At 65.1% G+C, this 16,720-nt stretch carries 11 protein-coding genes; 2 read left to right on the forward strand and 9 right to left on the reverse strand.

From position 1 onward, the window contains the following. Positions 1-8 precede the first annotated feature (8 nt). From QHF84_RS05710 to QHF84_RS05725, 4 genes are all read right to left on the reverse strand, one after another. Positions 9-1,955 carry a YgiQ family radical SAM protein gene (locus QHF84_RS05710; protein WP_281312150.1) on the reverse strand — a complete coding sequence of 649 codons (1,947 nt, stop codon included), beginning with the start codon at positions 1,953-1,955 and terminating at the stop codon, positions 9-11. A 178-nt stretch (positions 1,956-2,133) separates the two neighbouring features. Further along, complete coding sequence (locus QHF84_RS05715; RefSeq protein WP_281312151.1) at positions 2,134-3,432, reverse strand: glycoside hydrolase family 71/99-like protein; 1,299 nt, start codon at positions 3,430-3,432, stop codon at positions 2,134-2,136. A 77-nt stretch (positions 3,433-3,509) separates the two neighbouring features. Next, on the reverse strand, positions 3,510-4,952 hold the full coding sequence (locus QHF84_RS05720) for an alpha-amylase family protein (protein WP_281312152.1): 1,443 nt from the start codon (positions 4,950-4,952) through the stop codon (positions 3,510-3,512). Positions 4,953-5,257: 305 nt separating this feature from the next. Further along, positions 5,258-6,001, reverse strand: coding sequence for a hypothetical protein (locus tag QHF84_RS05725; protein WP_281312153.1), 744 nt, complete (start codon positions 5,999-6,001; stop codon positions 5,258-5,260). 217 nt (positions 6,002-6,218) lie between these two features. Between QHF84_RS05725 and QHF84_RS05730 the strand changes: the two genes are divergently transcribed. After that, the gene (locus tag QHF84_RS05730) at positions 6,219-6,737 is read left to right on the forward strand and encodes a hypothetical protein (RefSeq protein WP_281312154.1); all 519 of its coding nucleotides are present in this window, start codon (positions 6,219-6,221) and stop codon (positions 6,735-6,737) included. A gap of 42 nt (positions 6,738-6,779) precedes the next feature. Here QHF84_RS05730 and QHF84_RS05735 read toward each other — a convergent pair whose 3' ends face one another. The 3 genes from QHF84_RS05735 to QHF84_RS05745 form a co-directional block, all read right to left on the reverse strand. Then, positions 6,780-8,615 (reverse strand): right-handed parallel beta-helix repeat-containing protein, encoded by a 1,836-nt coding sequence (locus QHF84_RS05735; RefSeq protein ID WP_281312155.1) that lies wholly within the window; start codon positions 8,613-8,615, stop codon positions 6,780-6,782. Positions 8,616-9,081: 466 nt separating this feature from the next. Then, positions 9,082-11,154: a phospholipase D-like domain-containing protein gene (locus QHF84_RS05740; protein WP_281312156.1), complete on the reverse strand. Its 2,073-nt coding sequence runs from the start codon at positions 11,152-11,154 to the stop codon at positions 9,082-9,084. Positions 11,155-11,163: 9 nt separating this feature from the next. Then, entirely contained in the window at positions 11,164-14,061 is a 2,898-nt protein-coding gene (locus QHF84_RS05745; RefSeq protein ID WP_281312157.1) for a hypothetical protein, read from the reverse strand. Between the two features lie 684 nt (positions 14,062-14,745). On the opposite strand from QHF84_RS05745, the gene QHF84_RS05750 reads away from it, so the two are divergent. Further along, on the forward strand, positions 14,746-15,432 hold the full coding sequence (locus tag QHF84_RS05750; protein ID WP_281312158.1) for an isochorismatase family cysteine hydrolase: 687 nt from the start codon (positions 14,746-14,748) through the stop codon (positions 15,430-15,432). Between the two features lie 38 nt (positions 15,433-15,470). On the opposite strand, the gene QHF84_RS05755 is transcribed toward QHF84_RS05750, so the two are convergent. Further along, on the reverse strand, positions 15,471-15,896 hold the full coding sequence (locus QHF84_RS05755; protein WP_281312159.1) for a hypothetical protein: 426 nt from the start codon (positions 15,894-15,896) through the stop codon (positions 15,471-15,473). A 414-nt stretch (positions 15,897-16,310) separates the two neighbouring features. After that, positions 16,311-16,577 carry an FG-GAP repeat protein gene (locus QHF84_RS05760; protein WP_281312160.1) on the reverse strand — a complete coding sequence of 89 codons (267 nt, stop codon included), beginning with the start codon at positions 16,575-16,577 and terminating at the stop codon, positions 16,311-16,313. Positions 16,578-16,720 lie beyond the last annotated feature (143 nt).

The following is a 16,720-nucleotide window of genomic DNA, read 5'->3' on the forward strand; positions in this document are numbered from 1 at the left end:
TCTCGAAGCTAGCGCCGCACCTCGTGCGGCTTCCGACCCTTTGGCTTGTTACGTTCGGCGCGGGCGCGCTGCATCGCGATTGGCATTGCGCCCTTCCCGGAGGCGGGCGGCACCAGGCAATGCGGCTTCGATCCGATGAGGTCTGCGCGACCTGCCTTGATCAAAGCCTCGCGCGCCTCGTCGTGGTGGGCGGGATCCCAGTAGAGCAACAGCGCCTTCTGGAGCCGCTTCTCGTGCATCTCCTTCGCCGTGTACACCGGCGCCTTCGTGAAGGGATCGATGCCTGTGTAATACATGCATGTCGCCATCGACATTGGCGTCGGGATGAAATCTTGCACCTGGCGCGGACGCATTCCCTTTTTCTTCAGCCAGAGCGCGAGGTCGACCATGTCCTTGAGCGACGATCCCGGGTGTCCCGAGATGAAGTACGGCACGAGGAACTGGTTCTTCCCTGCTTCCTCGCTCGCGCACTGGAATTGCTCGGCGAAGCGCTCGTAGCTCTCGATGCCTGGCTTCTTCATCTTGTCGAGCACGTCCTTCTTCGAGTGCTCGGGCGCGACGGAGAGCTGGCCGCCCACGTGCCATTTCGCGAGCTCCTCGATGAACTCCGGCGAGCGCTCGGCGAGGTCGTAGCGGATGCCCGAGGCGATGAACACCTTCTTCACGCCCTCGCTTTCGCGCACGGCCCGCATCAGATCGAGAAGCGGCTCGTGGTCCGTCTCGAGGTTCTCGCAGATCCCCGGGTGCACGCACGAGAGCCTTCGGCATTTGCTCTCGATGGCGGGGTCTTTGCATTTCATCATGTACATGTTGGCCGTGGGGCCGCCGAGGTCCGAGATGGAGCCGCGAAAATCATCCATTCGGCGAAGCGCGCGGATCTCCTTCAGGATGCTCTCGGCCGAGCGCGACTGGATGACCCGGCCCTCGTGCTCCGTGATCGAGCAGAACGTGCAGCCCCCGAAGCAGCCGCGCATCGTCACGATCGAGTGCTTGACCGTCTCGAAGGCCGGGATCGGCTCGCTGTAGCTGTAATGGGCCGCGCGCGCGAAGGGCAGGTCGTAGAGCTCGTCCATGTCCTTCGTCTCGAGCGGGATGGCGGGCGGGTTGAAATAAACCGCCTCCTCGCCGTGCGGCTGCACGAGCGGCCGCCCGTTGCCCGGGTTCGTCTCGTACTGGAAGCGCCGGCTCATGTCGGCGAACGCCTCCTTGTCCCGGGCGACCTCCTCGTAACTCGGCAGGATCACCGCCTTGCCGTCGCCGACGAACCGGCTCGGCTCGATGTCCTCCCATTCGCCTTTCCTCCGGACGTACGCCGTGCCTCGCACGTCGCGGAGGTCGCGGAGGGTCTCGCCACGCCGGAGCCGCTCGGCGACCTCCCAGACGGGCCGCTCGCCCATGCCGAAAATGAGCAGATCCGCCTTCGCGTCGAGCAGCACGCTGCGGCGCACCTGGTCCGACCAGTAGTCGTAGTGGGCGATCCGCCGGAGCGACGCCTCGATCCCGCCGAGCACGAGCGGCACGCCCGGGAAGGCGCGGCGGCAGAGGTTGCCGTACACGATCGTCGCCCGGTTCGGCCGGAGCCCCGTGCGCCCGCCCGGCGAGTACTGGTCCTCGCTTCGGACCTTCTTCTGCGCGGTGAGCTTGTTCAACATGCTGTCCATGTTGCCGGCCGTGATGCCCACGAAGAGCCGCGGCGGCCCCATGCGCAGGAGGTCGTCCGTCGTGCGCCAGTCCGGCTGCGAGACGATCCCCACGCGGAAGCCGCGCGCTTCGAGGAAGCGGCCGATCAGGGCAGCTCCGAACGCGGGGTGGTCCACGTAGGCGTCGCCGTTCACGAGCAGCACGTCGAGCTCGTCCCAGCCGCGAGCCTGCATCTCGGCGCGGGTCGTGGGCAGGAAACGGCGGAGATCACGCCCCGATGCATGGGCGCTCTTGCGGATCTGGACGATGGTCACGGCGTCGTGACCCTAGCTTGCCAGGGGCCCCGCGTCAGCGCCGACGACGACGTATTCGCGTTTTTCCGAGCTGGGGGTCTTGTTTGGAGGAGCGGAGGCCACGCCAACGTCCTGACGACGAGGGGCCCAGCGCTCCGTTTTGGAGCACCTCGCCGGTCCCGTCGCCGCGCCCAGCCGTTCAGTTCGGCGACGTGGGGCGCGTCCAGGTGAACGGAATTTCTTTTCTCAGCATCTTGCCGCCGTCGCCCGTCAGCCGGAGGTAGTAGTCGGACGAGCAAGCCGTGCCGTCCTCGTCGAGCGTGACGAACGTCGCGTCGGTGGGTTTGTCGGACGAGGTCGCCGCTGTCTTCGCGATCTGGTTGCCCTCGTTGTATTCGTCGTACATCGAGACGTAGATGCCGTCGGAGCCGATGTCGATCATGTTGGCGAACTGATGCCACATGAAATCGCCGTGCTTGCGCTGGTGTTCCGAAAGATCGCCGGGCAGGACGCACGGCTGGTAATGGATGCCCTTGTTGTGGCAATAGGCGACGTCGCCCTCGTTGCGCTCTGCGCGGATGCTGTCCGATCCGGCGTCGTCGCCGATGACGCCGACCATCCACGGCGAAATGGCGTCGAGGGCGTCGTACACCTCGCCATACCCCGTCTTGGACCACCGTGTTCCATCCGCGGTGCGCCAGTCGGGGCCCACCCCGCCGATGACGTAGATCCCTTGGTCCTTGAAGAATTTCACGATGTCGAGCGACGTCGTCGGATCACCCGGGCGATCCAGGAATCCCATGCCCCAGATGGCGACGACCGGTTTGCCGTCCTGCTTGGCGTACGCCGGCGAATCGGTCAGGTGCAGCTTCGATTGGATCCGGTCCGTCCAATCGCTTTTGATGCCGGTGTGGAAGTCGGTCCAGCCACTGATGTCGTACATGATGTAGAACTTGCGACCGCGGTTCTGCGCCGCGTCGCGCACGTGGACGGTCACGGTGTCGCGAACATCCATGAAGTCGCCGAAGCGCTGCAGCGCGATGGTGTCGATGCCGTTCTCCTGCATCCAGCGGACGTGCGTGTCGACGGTCGAGAAGTCGTACGACGAGAAGAGCGTGGCCGGCTGGCCATTGCCGAGGTTCGCAAAACCGGTGGCGTACGCCTTTTCGAGCTCGCTCATGTCCGGCCACGACTTGATCGCGATGTTGCTCGCCGTCGGCGTCTTTCGGTCTGCCGTGAAGTGCCACCAGGGAGGCTCGACGCCCGATCCATCGTTTGGCGCGGTGAACCACCCCTGGTAACCGACGGAGACCTTGCCGACGATGTCGCTGGTCGCGCCTCCAGCGCCTCCAGCGCCTCCAGCGCCTCCATCGCCTCCGCCGCCGCCCGATCCGCCGGCCCCAGAGCCGGGGCCGCTCGAGGTCGATCCCCCTCCACTGGATGACGTTCCGTCGGGCGTCGAGCTCGATGACGGACCGCAGCCCGCGACGAGAGCCATGGATACAAGGACCGGAAACGCAGTTAGAAGCTTCAAGGTGCACCTCTCGAATCGCGTCCCCTGACGCGGCGATTCAGCTACAGCTTCGCTTGCACGTGCAGCACGATGGCCGACATGGCCGGCACGTCGAAGGTGGCGCGGCCGGCTGCGTCCACCGTGACGGTCTTGCCCGAGCATCCGCCGGCCGAAAAGTCCCCGCCGTAGACGTCGCAATACGAGCCCGGGGCGAGTCCGGTCGGCAGCGATTGGGCGAGCGGGGCGTCGGTCCGATTGAACACGACGAAGCCACGATCGCCGCGACCATAGGCGATCTGGTTGCCGTTCTTCCATACGTTCGCGATCTGCGGGGCGGCTTTCGTCGCGCGTCGGAACTCGAGCAAATTGGGAAGGAAGCGGCGGCGATGCTCACAAAGCCATGCGCCCGGCGCCGCGTCGACCAGGTTCGTCGCGCAGCTCGGAGCGTTCGTGCCCGGCGCGTAGATGGGCAGCGTGATGCCCTCTGCATCGGAGGTCGGTCCCATCGAACGCCCCGCATCCGTCGATCGATCGAAGGCGTAACCCGAGAGCACGACCGGATGACCGTACGGAAACGTGAGCGCGAACGTGACCGCCAGCTCGTCGAGCGCACCGTCCCCGTAGAAGATGGCGCCGGCGCGGGACGTGTCGTGGTTCGCCGTGAAGACGAGCGCACGATCTCGGGGCAGCATGTCGGAGGCCGCAACCAGCGCATCGAGGCTCTCGAGCGTCGCGCCGCCCGCGTTCAAGAAGGCATTGCTCACGCGGTCGTACTTGAATTCGGTCACGTCGACCACGCTGCCGGCCGCTTCGCCGACACCGAGGTAATCGGATGCGTGAATCGCTTCCCCGCCGCGATCGATGACTTCCAGAAAGTAATAAGGCGGATCGAGCGGCGCGACGGCCGTCGCGACCTTCGCAACGATGGCCGAGAGCTCCGCGGGCGCGATGTGCTTGGCCGCGTCGATGCGGAAGCCGCGCACGCCCATCTTCACGAGGCCGGCGAGGTAGTCGGCGATCTCATCCTGGACTTCGGCCTGTCCGGTGTCGAGGTCCGCGAGATGGAGCAGCTCGCAGCGCTGCACGCGCTCGGCTGAGCTCGTGTAGTCCTCGCCTTGAATGGAGCACAAGGGTTGGTGGAAGTGCGACATCGTATACAGGCCCGGATACTCGTACTTGGTGAACTTGGTGCCGTTCGACCCGGTCCCGTTCGTCTGCGCGGTCATGTGATTGATGACGGCATCGACATGGATGTGGACGCCGACCGCCTCGCAGCGCGACACCATGTCCTGGAACTCGGCAAGCGTTCCGCTGCGGCTCCGATCGAGCGCGTAGCTCACGGTCTGATACCGCTCCCACCACGGATGACCGCTCAGGACCGCGTGCTCGCTGGGGGGTGAGACCTGCACGGCGGCGAACCCGGCCGGCCCCAGGTACGACTCGCATTCGCGCGCGATGTCGGCCCAGCGCCACTCGAACAAGTGCACCACGACGTCGCGCTCCATGCGTGGCACCCCACCCGTCGCCGGCGCGTCCGTGTTGCCTCCGCAGGCGGAAGCGGAAACGAGAGCGCCACACAGCGCCGAAGCAATGGCGATTCGGGATAGGGCCGCCTGCATGTCCGCAGGATGCTCCGAGGCACGTTTGTGAGCAAAGCAAATGATGGTAAAGGTCTTACATTGACCTCGAACGCGCGCCGCGCCGCGACATCCGCGTGAAGCTCGATGCCGAGGCGCGACCAAACCAGACGGCGCAGAGCTTCACCGCGTCTGGCGGCAGCGCGATCGGAGCCCCCGGTTTCGCGGATCGCCTACTTACGCAGCGCCGAGATGCCGTAGGAAAAGCATTGGTGGATTTCCTCGGTCGCGTAGTCGGTGGAGAAGCTGCCGTCACCTTTGGCGAGCTGCTCGAAGGCCTCCACGGCCTGGGCGAACTTCTTCGTTCGAACGCCGGCGGCGCGGAGGTGCTCCACGACGGGCCGGAGCGCGCTGGCGGCCGCGTCGAGCTCGAGCTTTGCCGCGGGGCTCGGCTGATAGCGCCCCATGCCCGGCTTCTGACCTCGAAGTTGCGCTTCGATCTCGGGCTGGACGCCGAGGAAATGGGTGTACGCCGCGGCGACCGCGCTCATGTCGCTCTTCCATTTCGCCGCGACGTTCTCGCGCGCGAGCGTCTCGAAAGAAGGAATCTTCAATGTCTCGCCGGCGCGGAGCCCCTTCCGCTCGTGCTGGTTGTGCGACGAGAGGAAATCTTGATACGTGCGGCTCCCAAAGCAGCGCAGGCTGATCTCCTCGAAGGATTGCCCGCTCTCGACGCGGAGGGTGCTCGGGCACCCATACTGCGCATTGCGCAGCGCCGGCGGAGGCTCCTCGCGGACCTCCGGAGCATTGCTCGGCGACGATGTGCCCGAGGGGGCCGCGGGCGCAACGGCGCTCGGCGCGGCGACGGCGCTCGGCGAAGCGGCGGCGCTCGGCGCGGCGATGGCCGATCCATCTGTCTGGCCACTCGCGCATCCCCCCAAAACGAGGCCGAGGAGCCAACGAGGAGTCCATCGCATGGCGCGTACGCTCCCTCGCATTTTCATTGGAAGGCTCTTGGAAGTATTTCGTCGGGATGTCAAGGGCGGAAGCGCGTCGATTCCGCGCCAGGACACCGTCATCGTCGAGCGCCCCCGCCGCGGCAAGACGAGGAGACCTCCCGCGTCGCCACGAAGTCGAGGCCCCGAGGACAACCCGACGAGGCCATCCGCCCCGCCTTCGTGTTATGTGCCGTTCATGGGAAGCAACACCACGGCGGTCGCCGTCGACATGGATCGGGTGAAGGCGGCATGGGGCTCGAACGACGCGAGCCTCCGCGCGCGCGTCCTCTCGGCGCGGTACAGCAAGTATCTCGCGACGATCGACGATCCGAGCGCGGGCGCGCTCGACGAAATCCTCGCCGGCGCCATCGACGGCGATCACCGTCCGTCGCAGTACGGCTACGCGGTCGTGGCGCTGATGCACACGCTCGGGACCCGGCTCGAGCGCGAGGTACGCAGCATGAAGGCGATCTATGGCATGGACGACGTCGACAGCCCGGATCTCGAGTACCCCGACGAAACCTGGCCCGTTCCCATCCCGAACACCCCGGAGTACCCGCTTTTGACCATCGTCCCCCGGGACCGGCTCGCGGCGCTCGCCGCGAAGATCCCCGCTGCACACGACGGCGAGGGCGCCGAGTTCATCGAGGCGCTCACGGGCTGGGTGGCGAAGACCATCGAGCTCGGCGTGGATCTCGTCATCTTCGATTACTGACACCCGGATCGCGCTGCGATCCACGGGTGCCCGGCAATGCGCTCAGGGCCTGTATTCGAAGGCTCCGACGTCGTACGGGCCGACCTTGCGGGGCAGCCTGTCGAAGTCGGTGGTGAGGCCGAGGCTCGACACGTCGGTCCCGGCGTCGACCGCGCTCGACGTCGAGAGGAGGTGATAATCATCCTTGCCCGCGTCCACGAAATGGCTCTCGAGGCTGCCGGTGGTGACGTTGTTGGATGCTTTCCAGTCGATGCTGGCGTTGAGCAGGTGGATGGCCTCGGACGCGCGCAGGAGCAGGTTGTTGTGGCAGAGGTTCCCCTGGCTGTGCGAGTGGTACATGTAGATGCCGTGCGGGCCGTCGTTGACGATCGTGTTGTTGAGAATGCGGAACGGCCCGTTCTTCGCGCCCGCGTCATTGTCCTGGATCACCAGGCCCACGTCCGTCGCGGTGATGATGACGTTGTTGTAGACGTCGATGTTGCCCGGCCCCGCGATGAACAGGCCAGCATAAGCATCGGTGCCGCGGACGAAGTTGCGATACACCCGGCCCGAAGTCCCGGGGTTGATGTCGAGAGCGCCCGAGTTGTAGGGGCTGTCGCCGGTGGCCCCGGCAATCACGACGTTGTCGTAGACCTCGGTGTCGTAATCGACCGTGCCGTCGTTGTCCGACCACGCACTGCCGACCTGGATGCCGTCGGCGGCGGTGCGCTCCACCCGGTTTGCATACACCCGAACCCCGTGCAGCTCGGGCTCGAACTTGCAGTCGTTCTCGCACACGATGGTGCCATTGCCGGCGTTGACGCCGCACTGGGCATTGCCATTCTCGACCAGCTCGAGAGCGCCCCAGTGCGAGCCGCCGATGTAAAACCCTTCGCCTCCGGTATCGTGCACGTTGTTATGGTGGAGGAAGGTGTTCTCTTGCACGAAGGACTCGCGGTGCCACTTGCAGCTCACGTTGGTGCGGGCCGCGATTCCCGCGTACGCGGCGCTCTTGACCTCGACGAACGCGACCTCGATGTCGGACGACCCGTCGGTGATCTCGAGGCCGTTCGCGCCCTGGTTGCCCGAGGTGGCAATGGTGATCCCATACGGCTCCGCCGCGGCTCCGACGCCCACGATGCGCACGTAGCGTGACTCGAGCACGCCCAGGGCCGCATTGGCGTGGCTGTGCGCGAAGTCGGCCCGACCGCCGCAGTTCACGAGGGTGACAGGCGCCTCCGGGCTGCCCTCGAAGCCGCGGATGTTCAGCGTGTCGTAGGCGCCGGCCTGGAGGCAGACCTTCGAGCCCGGCTTGATGTCGAGGAGCTTCTCGTAGTCGGGGGTGCCGTCGCCATTCGCGTCGTAAAAGTGCTTGGGGGTCGCATAGAAGCCGCTGGATGTCGTGAGGATGAAATCGCACGTGCCGCCGTCGGCCACGAGCTTGCACGCCGTCGGCTCCGGGCCCGTCGTGGCCATGTGGAAGCTCGCCTGGGTCGGCGTGTCCTGCCAGTTGCCGGCAGCGTCGCGCCCGATGATCTTCAGCGTGCGCTTGCCGGCCGCGACGGATGGAATCGAGATCGGCGCCGCCACCGGCTGCTCGTCGCTGAAGGCGCCGTCGTCGATGGCATAACGGTAGTGGGTGACGTCGTCGCCGGCGACGCCGACCGAGAGCGGCACCGCGTCGACATACCAGTACGCCGGCGGGGCCGGAGCGAAGATCGCGGTCGGCGGCTCGTGATCGTCCGGTGTTCCTCCGCTGCCTCCGCTGCCGTTTCCTCCGCCGCCGTTTCCGGAACCTCCGTCTCCACCTCCGCTCGCTGCATCAGGGTTCGGAGCGCCGTCGCACCCGACCCCGATGAGCAGTGCCAAACCGATGCTCCACAAGAGGTGTATACGCATTCGAATCCTCCAATTTTTTCACTCGTCACCCGCCGCTGACACGAGCGTACGCCAAGAGGTCGCACGAGCGCGTGGTTTCCATGCGGCGGGTCGACATGCCACCAGCCGGTATCGTCGCGGTCTACGCCGACCCTGGTTGGCTTTCGAGCTGCCTTCAAAGGCGCGGGCATTCTCCAGTTTTGGTGAAACGGGTTGAGCGCCAAGCAGCACGCCTCTTCGGGCGACCCGAAGGATGCCTCATGGTGCCTACACGGAACCACAACGTAAGTTCACCCGGATCCCTCGTCGACGAGACCCCGGAGGAGGTCGGACCTCGTCGGGTGCCTGGCGGACGAGGCCCCGGCGAGGTCCGATCACGGCCGGGGGCTCGCGGACGAGACAGGTGACGGAGTCCGATCAGGGCGGGGGCTCGCCGACGAGGCTGGCGGCGGAGTCCGATCACGGCGGGGTGTGCTGATGCCGGCGTTCAGGGCTTCCAGAACGAAAGGAGCTGCCGCATCGCCTGCGAGAGCTCGGCTACTCGGTGGCGGCTGATGAATCGGCACAAATAGATCACGGAGAATCCGCGCTCCGGTCGCCCTGACGCCTTCCAAGGAACGAGCCCGACGCGACACTCGATCGCCCCCCAAGCCTCATCCTGCATCCGGCCTTCGATCTGCCGGGCCCCAGCGTCACTGATGCACGCGGCGTCGTGAACCGTGAAATCATCGACCTCGCCGCCATCGAGGCTTCGCATCTCGATGCGCGTCGGCTCGCCCTCCAGCAGCCTATCGAACAGGTAACACCTCCATCGATAGAGACATTGATCATCGAAGGAGGGCGGCGCGGGTTGCAACCGCACCCTGAAGCTGGGCCGAATCGAACCAATGGGTAGGGCCGACGCCAAGCCCTCCGGAAACGAGGGGACGATCACGGATTTTTTCTCCGCCGTACGCTCCCAAAGGGAACTCATCGGGATGCTGGCTCCGGACCAGCCACGAACATGGTCGTAGACAGGAAAGAAGCGGAGCTTGTGCCCGCCGCCGCCTCTCCGACGCGCGATGACCCGGAACCGGTCGGCTTCGTGCGATAGGTACTCGGCGCTCACGGGAGATCTGAGGTGCTCTGTCCACAGCCTGCGACGAAAATCGGAGACGAGCTTCTTGTCGAGAATGATGGCGCTCAGCTCGGTATCGGGCCCATCTGCCCCGGGACGGTGCCCCTCCAGCGAGATCCCACCGGCGTTGGCCGAGCCGATGAGGGCCCAGCAATCGTCGACGATCAAGATCTTGGAATGAACATAAACCTGGGCCACGCCTGCGGTGGAATTGGCCGGGTACGGTTGCAGGAGGGAGTACATCCCGAACCGGTCGCCGATGTGCGTGGCCACCCTCCGGATCTCGTCGCTGTGATCGACGTCCTGGTTCGCCCCGAATCCAGCGGCGGCGAGGGGCTTGTTGGGGAGCATCACGATGATCCGGAAGTCTGGATTCTGGCGATTCTTCTGCGCCGACTCCGCCAAGGCCGCCCAGATGTGTTCGTCGGAGACCCACTGGTTCTCGAGATAGATGTAGCGCTTCGCGGCCTTGATTCCGAGGAGGTACGCATCCTTGCAGGAGCGCTCCCAATCCTCCCCGCTCTTGCTCCACGCCGGTTTGCCTTCTCGTGCATAATGCGCCGGCATCGAGCGGACGATCTGCACCAGACCCGGCTCGTCCCCGGTGGGCGCGGGGTATGGCTTGGCTCGGTGAAAGGCCGCCAGGGCGGGACGCTCGGAGCCATCCCGCACAGGCTTCGCCAGGATGGCCCCGGTCGCGTCTTTCGAAAGCCAGTGGAGATTGCCATGATTCCACCGCTGGATGAAGTTGTCGCGAACGAAATCGACGGCAGGTCCACGAATTCGACAGTGAATGTCGTGCCAGTATTTCTCCGTTCTCGACGAGTTCCGATGGGCCGTATCATGGATCCTCGTATCCCACCGGTCCCCGTCGATGTAGGTCAGGTCGATCCCACCCAGAAACGCGACCTCGCCGTCGATCACGACGGTCTTTTGATGATGCGTACCGAACGTGCCGGTCTTCGGATGTATGTCGGTACGGCAGGTGACGTTTGGAACCCCCTTGAGCGCCGAGAAGAGCTTGTACGTTTCCCCTAGGTAGTTGTGGAGGCCGCCTTCCTCTATGAGAAACTGTCGCAGCCCTTCGCGCCAGGTCTCCAGGTTGATCATCCCCAGCAACATCCCGCCGCCCACCTCTGTGGAAGCCATTCGACGCCTCACGTCGTCCTCGTCGGACCAGAATTGATTGACGAGGAGGTACACGGAGACGCCGCGCATGCCGGCTTCGGCCAGGACCGACGCGAGCTCGGTCTTCATGTCCGCGCGGGGCAAGTGCCCCCTGACGAGCCTGAAATCCGCCATGAAATGCAGGCCCGTCAGGAAGACGGAGCGCCTCGCGTTCCTGATCGCGAGGTAGAGATCCTGGCAGTACTCCTGGCCGTCCAGGTAGATCTGTACATTGTTGCCCGCCGTGACGGGCAATCCCTCGACGAACCAGGTCACGATTGCCTCCTACTCGCCGTCGTCCGGCAGCCAGTTCCCCTGCGGATCCTTCGTCCAGACGGGCAGCGAATCCCCTGCCCGGAGACGGACGAGCGTCGTGGGGAGACGAACCTCCCACGGATCCCCGAAAGGCTTCTCCTCACCGGGCGCCTTGGCCCGCTCCTTGAGCTCGTCGAGGATCTCGACGTAATCCTCGTCCCCGATCATCGGCGGCTCGCCGCCCTCCCACACCTTCCCGGTGTTCCGGTAATGCGCGAGCGCCTTCTCGAAGCCCGGGCGCACGGGGACCACGACCCGAGCCGCGCCCGCCTTGAGGAACTCGGCGTGCTGCGGGTCGACGTCCTGAAGGGCCACCCGCTCCTGCCACAAGCTCTTGCGGCCCCAGTAATACGGGTAGAACACGTAGGTCATGTTCTCCCATTCGAAGGCCTGCTCGAAGAACCGGATGTGGGCGGCCTGGTAGTGCACGGTGCTGAAATCGATCCCTGCACCTCCGTCGAGGACGGCGTCGAAGCCCTGGAAGTTTCGGCCCCTCACGAGCGCGATGCATTGCCTCTTGAGCTCCGCGCGTTCGATCAAGCGATTCTCGAGGGGGCTCCGCCCGACGATCTCCACGCCCGCCTGCGCGGCGGCCTCGGAGAGCTTCGCCTCGTATTCGGCCTTCTGCTTGAGGTAGGCCTGGGAGATCGCCTCGTGCGTCTTCAGCCGCCAGTTCTCCCACATTCGCTTGTCAGGCCTGCACATGACATCGAGCGTCAGCGCGAAGTGCCGTCCGAACGGGAGCGAGACGGCCAGGGAAAGGGAGTCCCGGCCGTCGAACATCGGGTAGGACGCCTCCCCAGCATCGATCAAGCCAAACGTCCTGCCGCCGACGAGGAACGTTGGGAGTGGAATGTAGTTGGGCTCGATGTCGATATTTTTGGGGTCATCGATGGGCAGCCCCTGCGTGTAGAGGGGGTTGTCCTGCTTGCGCCACGTGCTGTAATCCCAGTTCATACGGACCCACCACGGGTAGTAGCCCGAGGGCATCTTCACCTCGTCATCGCTCTTGACGAGGGAGTACACGAAGCCCTCGGATTGTCCCGACCAGGAGAGAGATACGGACTTCACGCGCTCCGGCGGCGCCTCGACGCCAGGGACTCGATACTTCCGCACGTAATCGTCGTAATTCGTGGGCGTGAGGGCGCTCGGAGACAGGTTGAACTCCTCGGGCTCCTCGAGATCCTCCGCGTGCGCGGCCTTCAGGCCCCGCAGCAGGAACGCGGCGGGCTCCGGCACGACGAAATCGAAGAACTCCCTGAGGCCGTAATCGAAGATCTGGGCCTCGTAGACCTTGTCGACCCACTGGTACACGCCCACGACGTGCTGCGTCCCGGCCTTGTTGTCGAACCCGTGCTTGTTCGACTCCTCGTACTCTTCGATGGTCCGCGTCGTGCGCTCGCGTCGAACGCGCTCCGAGATGCGAGCGACCGTTCGCTCCGTGACGTCCTGGGCCACGCTCACCGCCCGCTTCTCGGCCTCGTTCTTTGATGTATTGGTCGAATAACCGACGTTCGCGTCCACCTTGAAGAAGGGGCCGTACGAGGCCGAGACGGAGGCGCCGGCCTCGAACTCCTTGTCCTCCTGCACGGTCTTGGAGGCTTCCAGTTGCAGCTCGAAGCGGTCGGTCGTTTGAAGATCGCGCTCCTCCTCGCGGGTGGTCTCTTCCGCGGTGACCACGGTGTCCTCCGTCCGGCGGAGGCGTCGTGTCGCCCGCTCCTTGAATTCGCCCTTCAAGACGTTCTCGATATGGGCGAGCTCGCCTCCCTCGTACCGCTTGATCTGCATCTTGATCCGCAGCAGGTTCCCGAGGCCGACGGGCTTGACCTGCCCTGCCATGTTCTTCTCCGGCCCGGCCGCCTTCACGTCCTGCAAACCCGCCGGGAGGACCGAATGTGCAGACATGAGGGATCGGCCCACACGGACTCGCTTTTGAAGGGCCTTCGTAGGCGTGAGCTGACGAAGGCGCAGACGAACCTTGCGCTCCTGCGTCTCCAGGCGGGACACGGCCGCCGCGACGGTGGTCAGGTTCAGGTCGATTCTCTGCTCCGCGAGCACGTCCGCGACTGCCGGCGGAAGCTCATCGATGACCGCTCGCTTCAGGAGGAGTCCCTGCGTCTCATTGGTCGACGTGCCCGTCGTCCCGCCCGAGGTCGAGGTCGTGGCGGGAGCGTAGTCCTCCGCGGAGAAATCGAGCAAGTGCTCCACCGTATCGGCAAGAGCGGTCGCCTCCCGCTGAAGGTCGTCGAGCTCCTCCTGATTGTCCGGCGGCTCCTCGCCGCCCGTCGTGGTGCCCGAAGAGGCCTCCGGCGGCAGCGGATACACCGGGTAAGGGATGACCAGCGTCATCTCGGTGAGGACGCCGGCGACGGCGCCGGGGATTTCCAGCACATCCTGTCGACTGGCCAGCCGGTCCAGGAAATCGACGGTGCGGAAACGGTCCGAGAGGGTCGCGAGGAGCACCGCATCCGTCTGGGTGACCGTCAGCGCGAGGATGCTATCGGACAGCGTGCTGAACGCGCGGCTATAGTCTGTCGTGCTTCGGATGGTGAGGGACGGCTGGCCAAGGATGGTCGTGACGATCGCGTCGAGATCGTCGAGATCCGTCGAATCCTCGGCCAAGAGGGCGGTCCTCAGCGAATCGAGGCCGGCAGCCAGCGTGAGCTTCGTCGGGGAATCGATGAAATCGGCCGTTTGCATGAACGCATTCGCGGCCACCACCATCGCCTCCCGAGGTTGCGACGTCGCTCGGGCGCTCACGAGCGCCAGAAAGAATGTGGACGGCGTGGGTCCAACCACGCGACGCTTGAAGGACGGAAGGCCCCGCTGCGGGGGGCGAATCATCACAAACCGCAATATCTCGCTCATCGTGACCTCTCCTATGCCGACGCCGACCACCGAAGGTGGCGCGCGGACGCTGGACGGTATGAAGCCGTTCCCCCCAGCCGAGACGGTGAAATCGCGATCGATATGCCGCATTTATAAAACGGGATCCGTCGCGAATTGTCAAGCAACTCAAATCATTTTCATTCGATGCGGGCCGTCGTGGAGGATATCATCCCAAAGCAAAAAGAAGTAATCCAGGCGCCGGGAGAGCGCCGATGTGAAATGATGCCATCCCATTGGACGACACCACGCCCGTCGACGCGTCACCGCCTCGCGTGCCAGCACGCATTCGAAATCGTCTCCATGCCAGCACAACACACCTTCATTCTATTCCTTGCTCGTTCCTCTTCCTCGCAACGCAGCCCACCACCGCATCCCGATCGATACAAACCGGTGGAGGCATCCGTCCGTTTCCTGCTGCGCGGCGCCGACGCCGATCCCGCCTCCGCCCCCTCGCAACGCCCCCGGAACCATCTCCCCCGCGGTTTCTACGTCGCGCAATACGACCCGCCGCTGACGTCCGCCTCGTTTCCCGGCAAACGATTGCTAAACCGGATCTCCGAATGGAGCGGAACCGATGCGGTTGGCGCCGCACGGGAAGCATGCTACGCGCCGAGGAGGCAGAAACCTTGGTTTCATCGTCCTGCGCGCACAAGGGAGACGACCATGCACAAACTCACGTTCGACAAGGACGTCACGGGCCTCCTGGTGATCGACCCGTACAACGACTTCATATCCGAGGGTGGCAAGGTCTGGGATCGTCTCAAAGGCGTCGCCGACGCAAACCAGTGCGTACCGCACATGCTCGCAGTGCTCACCGCCGCGAGGTCGGCAGGCATTCGCGTCTTCTACGCACTACACCATCGCTACCGTCCCGGCGACTACGAGAGCTGGAACCACATCGCGCCAATTCAGCGGGCAGCGCAGACGCGGCGGACATTCGAGGCCGGTACATGGGGCGGGGAGATTCGCCCCGAGCTCGCCCCGCAACCGGGCGACGTCGTCGCACAGGAGCACTGGTGCTCGAGCGGATTCGCGAACACCGACCTGGATCTCCTGCTCAAACGCCACGGCATCCAACAGCTCATCGTGATCGGACTCATCGCACACACCTGTGTCGAATCGACGGTCCGCTACGCCGTAGAGCTCGGCTACGCCGTGACGATGGTGCGCGACGCCACGGCAGACTACTCCGACGACGCCATGCACGCCGCGCTCGACGTGAACCTCCCCAACTACGCGAGCGCCATCGTCACGACCAGTGAGATCCTGGCGTCAATGGCAATCGACGTGCTCGGGGTGACGTCGGCAACCCCTGCCACGGCGGCCTTACCTGGCGACGGCGCCAAGTAGGGCCGACAGCCAGATGCATCATCGGACACTCGGGGCTGTCACGGCCTCGTGAACTGCGCAACGAGCAGCACAATCCAGCCAGCAAGGATCGCGACGGAGCTCGTCCCCGCGAAGGCAGATGCAGCACGCTGGCCAAGACCCCCAGCAAAGGCAAATGCGTCGACACCAAGCGCGCGGAACACATACGCCGTCGGGTTCACCCAGCCTCCATACACGAGCAAGACCGCAACCGTCGTACCGCCATTCGACACCGGCCAGCGATCGAGCAAGAACGCGGCCACAGCCTGCATGAACGCAAGCATCAGCCAGTCGAGGTGTGCAGCAGTCATCGCCTTGTGACGCAGGACGCGCGCGCGCTCGTGCATCCACGGTTGCCGCGCAACGACCATCGACCAGCCAAGAAGCGAGGAAAACACAATCTGAGCGCCCGCGTTCAACGCGAGCAAGCGAGCAGGATCGAACATGCGACCGTATTACTGGCACATCCGGTCGAGTGTCATGAACGATCTGGCCCGGGGCTGAGCATGGGTCTCATCGTAAGCCGCCGCGCCGGGGCGCCGCCCCGGACCCCGCGGGGGCTGTTCGCCCCTCGACCCGAACCAGCGCAAGCGCTGGACCTTTTGTGGAAGAACTGCGCGGTGCGCAGTTCTTCCACCAGGCCGGTGGCAAGACCAGGGACGGCGTTGCCAGACGTGTACGTCAGCGAAGGCTTGTCGATCCCCTTCGCGCAAATGGCTGAAACTGCCTACGGATTTGAACGGATCCGGGAGCCCTTCGAGGTGCGGCGCCGCAGGGCGAGCAAGCCGAGCGCAAGGAGGCCGAGCGAGGCTTGCCCACTGCCCGGGGTGGACGAGCCCACGCGGCAGCCGCAGCCGTGATTAGGAGGCCCCTCCTGCGACGCTGTCCGCCGACGCCCCCACGAGCGCCGTGTCCCCTGACAGCACCACTTTATTGCCGAAGAAGTCGTTTGCTTTCCCATTGCTCGCAACGAGCTTCGCCTGCTGCACCCCGACCAGCGGCGCGATCGCCGCGCCCACGGGAGCCTCGACCGCCCCACCCGGCCCCGTATCGGTCCCGCATCCGGCCAGGAGGGCCGCGATCGCCGCGCAAAGGCGCTGCCGATGGTTCGTCGTCCGTCGTGTCACTTCTTCGAGTTATCTTGCCTCTCGAATGTAACGGTCCCGGAAACCAGGACGCTTTCCAGGCGCGGCGTCCGCGCATCAAGAGGTTGGCAGCTTTGCGTGCACTTCGCGACCCGGTCAGCCTCGCGGAACCTACGCCTCGCATT

The organism is Polyangium sp. y55x31 (assembly GCF_029946505.1).
GTDB lineage: Bacteria > Myxococcota_A > Polyangia > Polyangiales > Polyangiaceae > Polyangium.

Excerpts from the sequence above, each read along its gene's own strand:
- QHF84_RS05715 (WP_281312151.1), bottom strand. The coding sequence starts at position 3,432 with ATGGCTCTCGTCGCGGGCTGCGGTCCGTCATCGAGCTCGACGCCCGAC.
- QHF84_RS05720 (WP_281312152.1), bottom strand. The coding sequence starts at position 4,952 with ATGGAGCGCGACGTCGTGGTGCACTTGTTCGAGTGGCGCTGGGCCGAC.
- QHF84_RS05725 (WP_281312153.1), bottom strand. The coding sequence starts at position 6,001 with ATGCGATGGACTCCTCGTTGGCTCCTCGGCCTCGTTTTGGGGGGATGC.
- QHF84_RS05730 (WP_281312154.1), top strand. The coding sequence starts at position 6,219 with ATGGGAAGCAACACCACGGCGGTCGCCGTCGACATGGATCGGGTGAAG.
- QHF84_RS05735 (WP_281312155.1), bottom strand. The coding sequence starts at position 8,615 with ATGCGTATACACCTCTTGTGGAGCATCGGTTTGGCACTGCTCATCGGG.
- QHF84_RS05745 (WP_281312157.1), bottom strand. The coding sequence starts at position 14,061 with ATGAGCGAGATATTGCGGTTTGTGATGATTCGCCCCCCGCAGCGGGGC.
- QHF84_RS05750 (WP_281312158.1), top strand. The coding sequence starts at position 14,746 with ATGCACAAACTCACGTTCGACAAGGACGTCACGGGCCTCCTGGTGATC.
- QHF84_RS05755 (WP_281312159.1), bottom strand. The coding sequence starts at position 15,896 with ATGTTCGATCCTGCTCGCTTGCTCGCGTTGAACGCGGGCGCTCAGATT.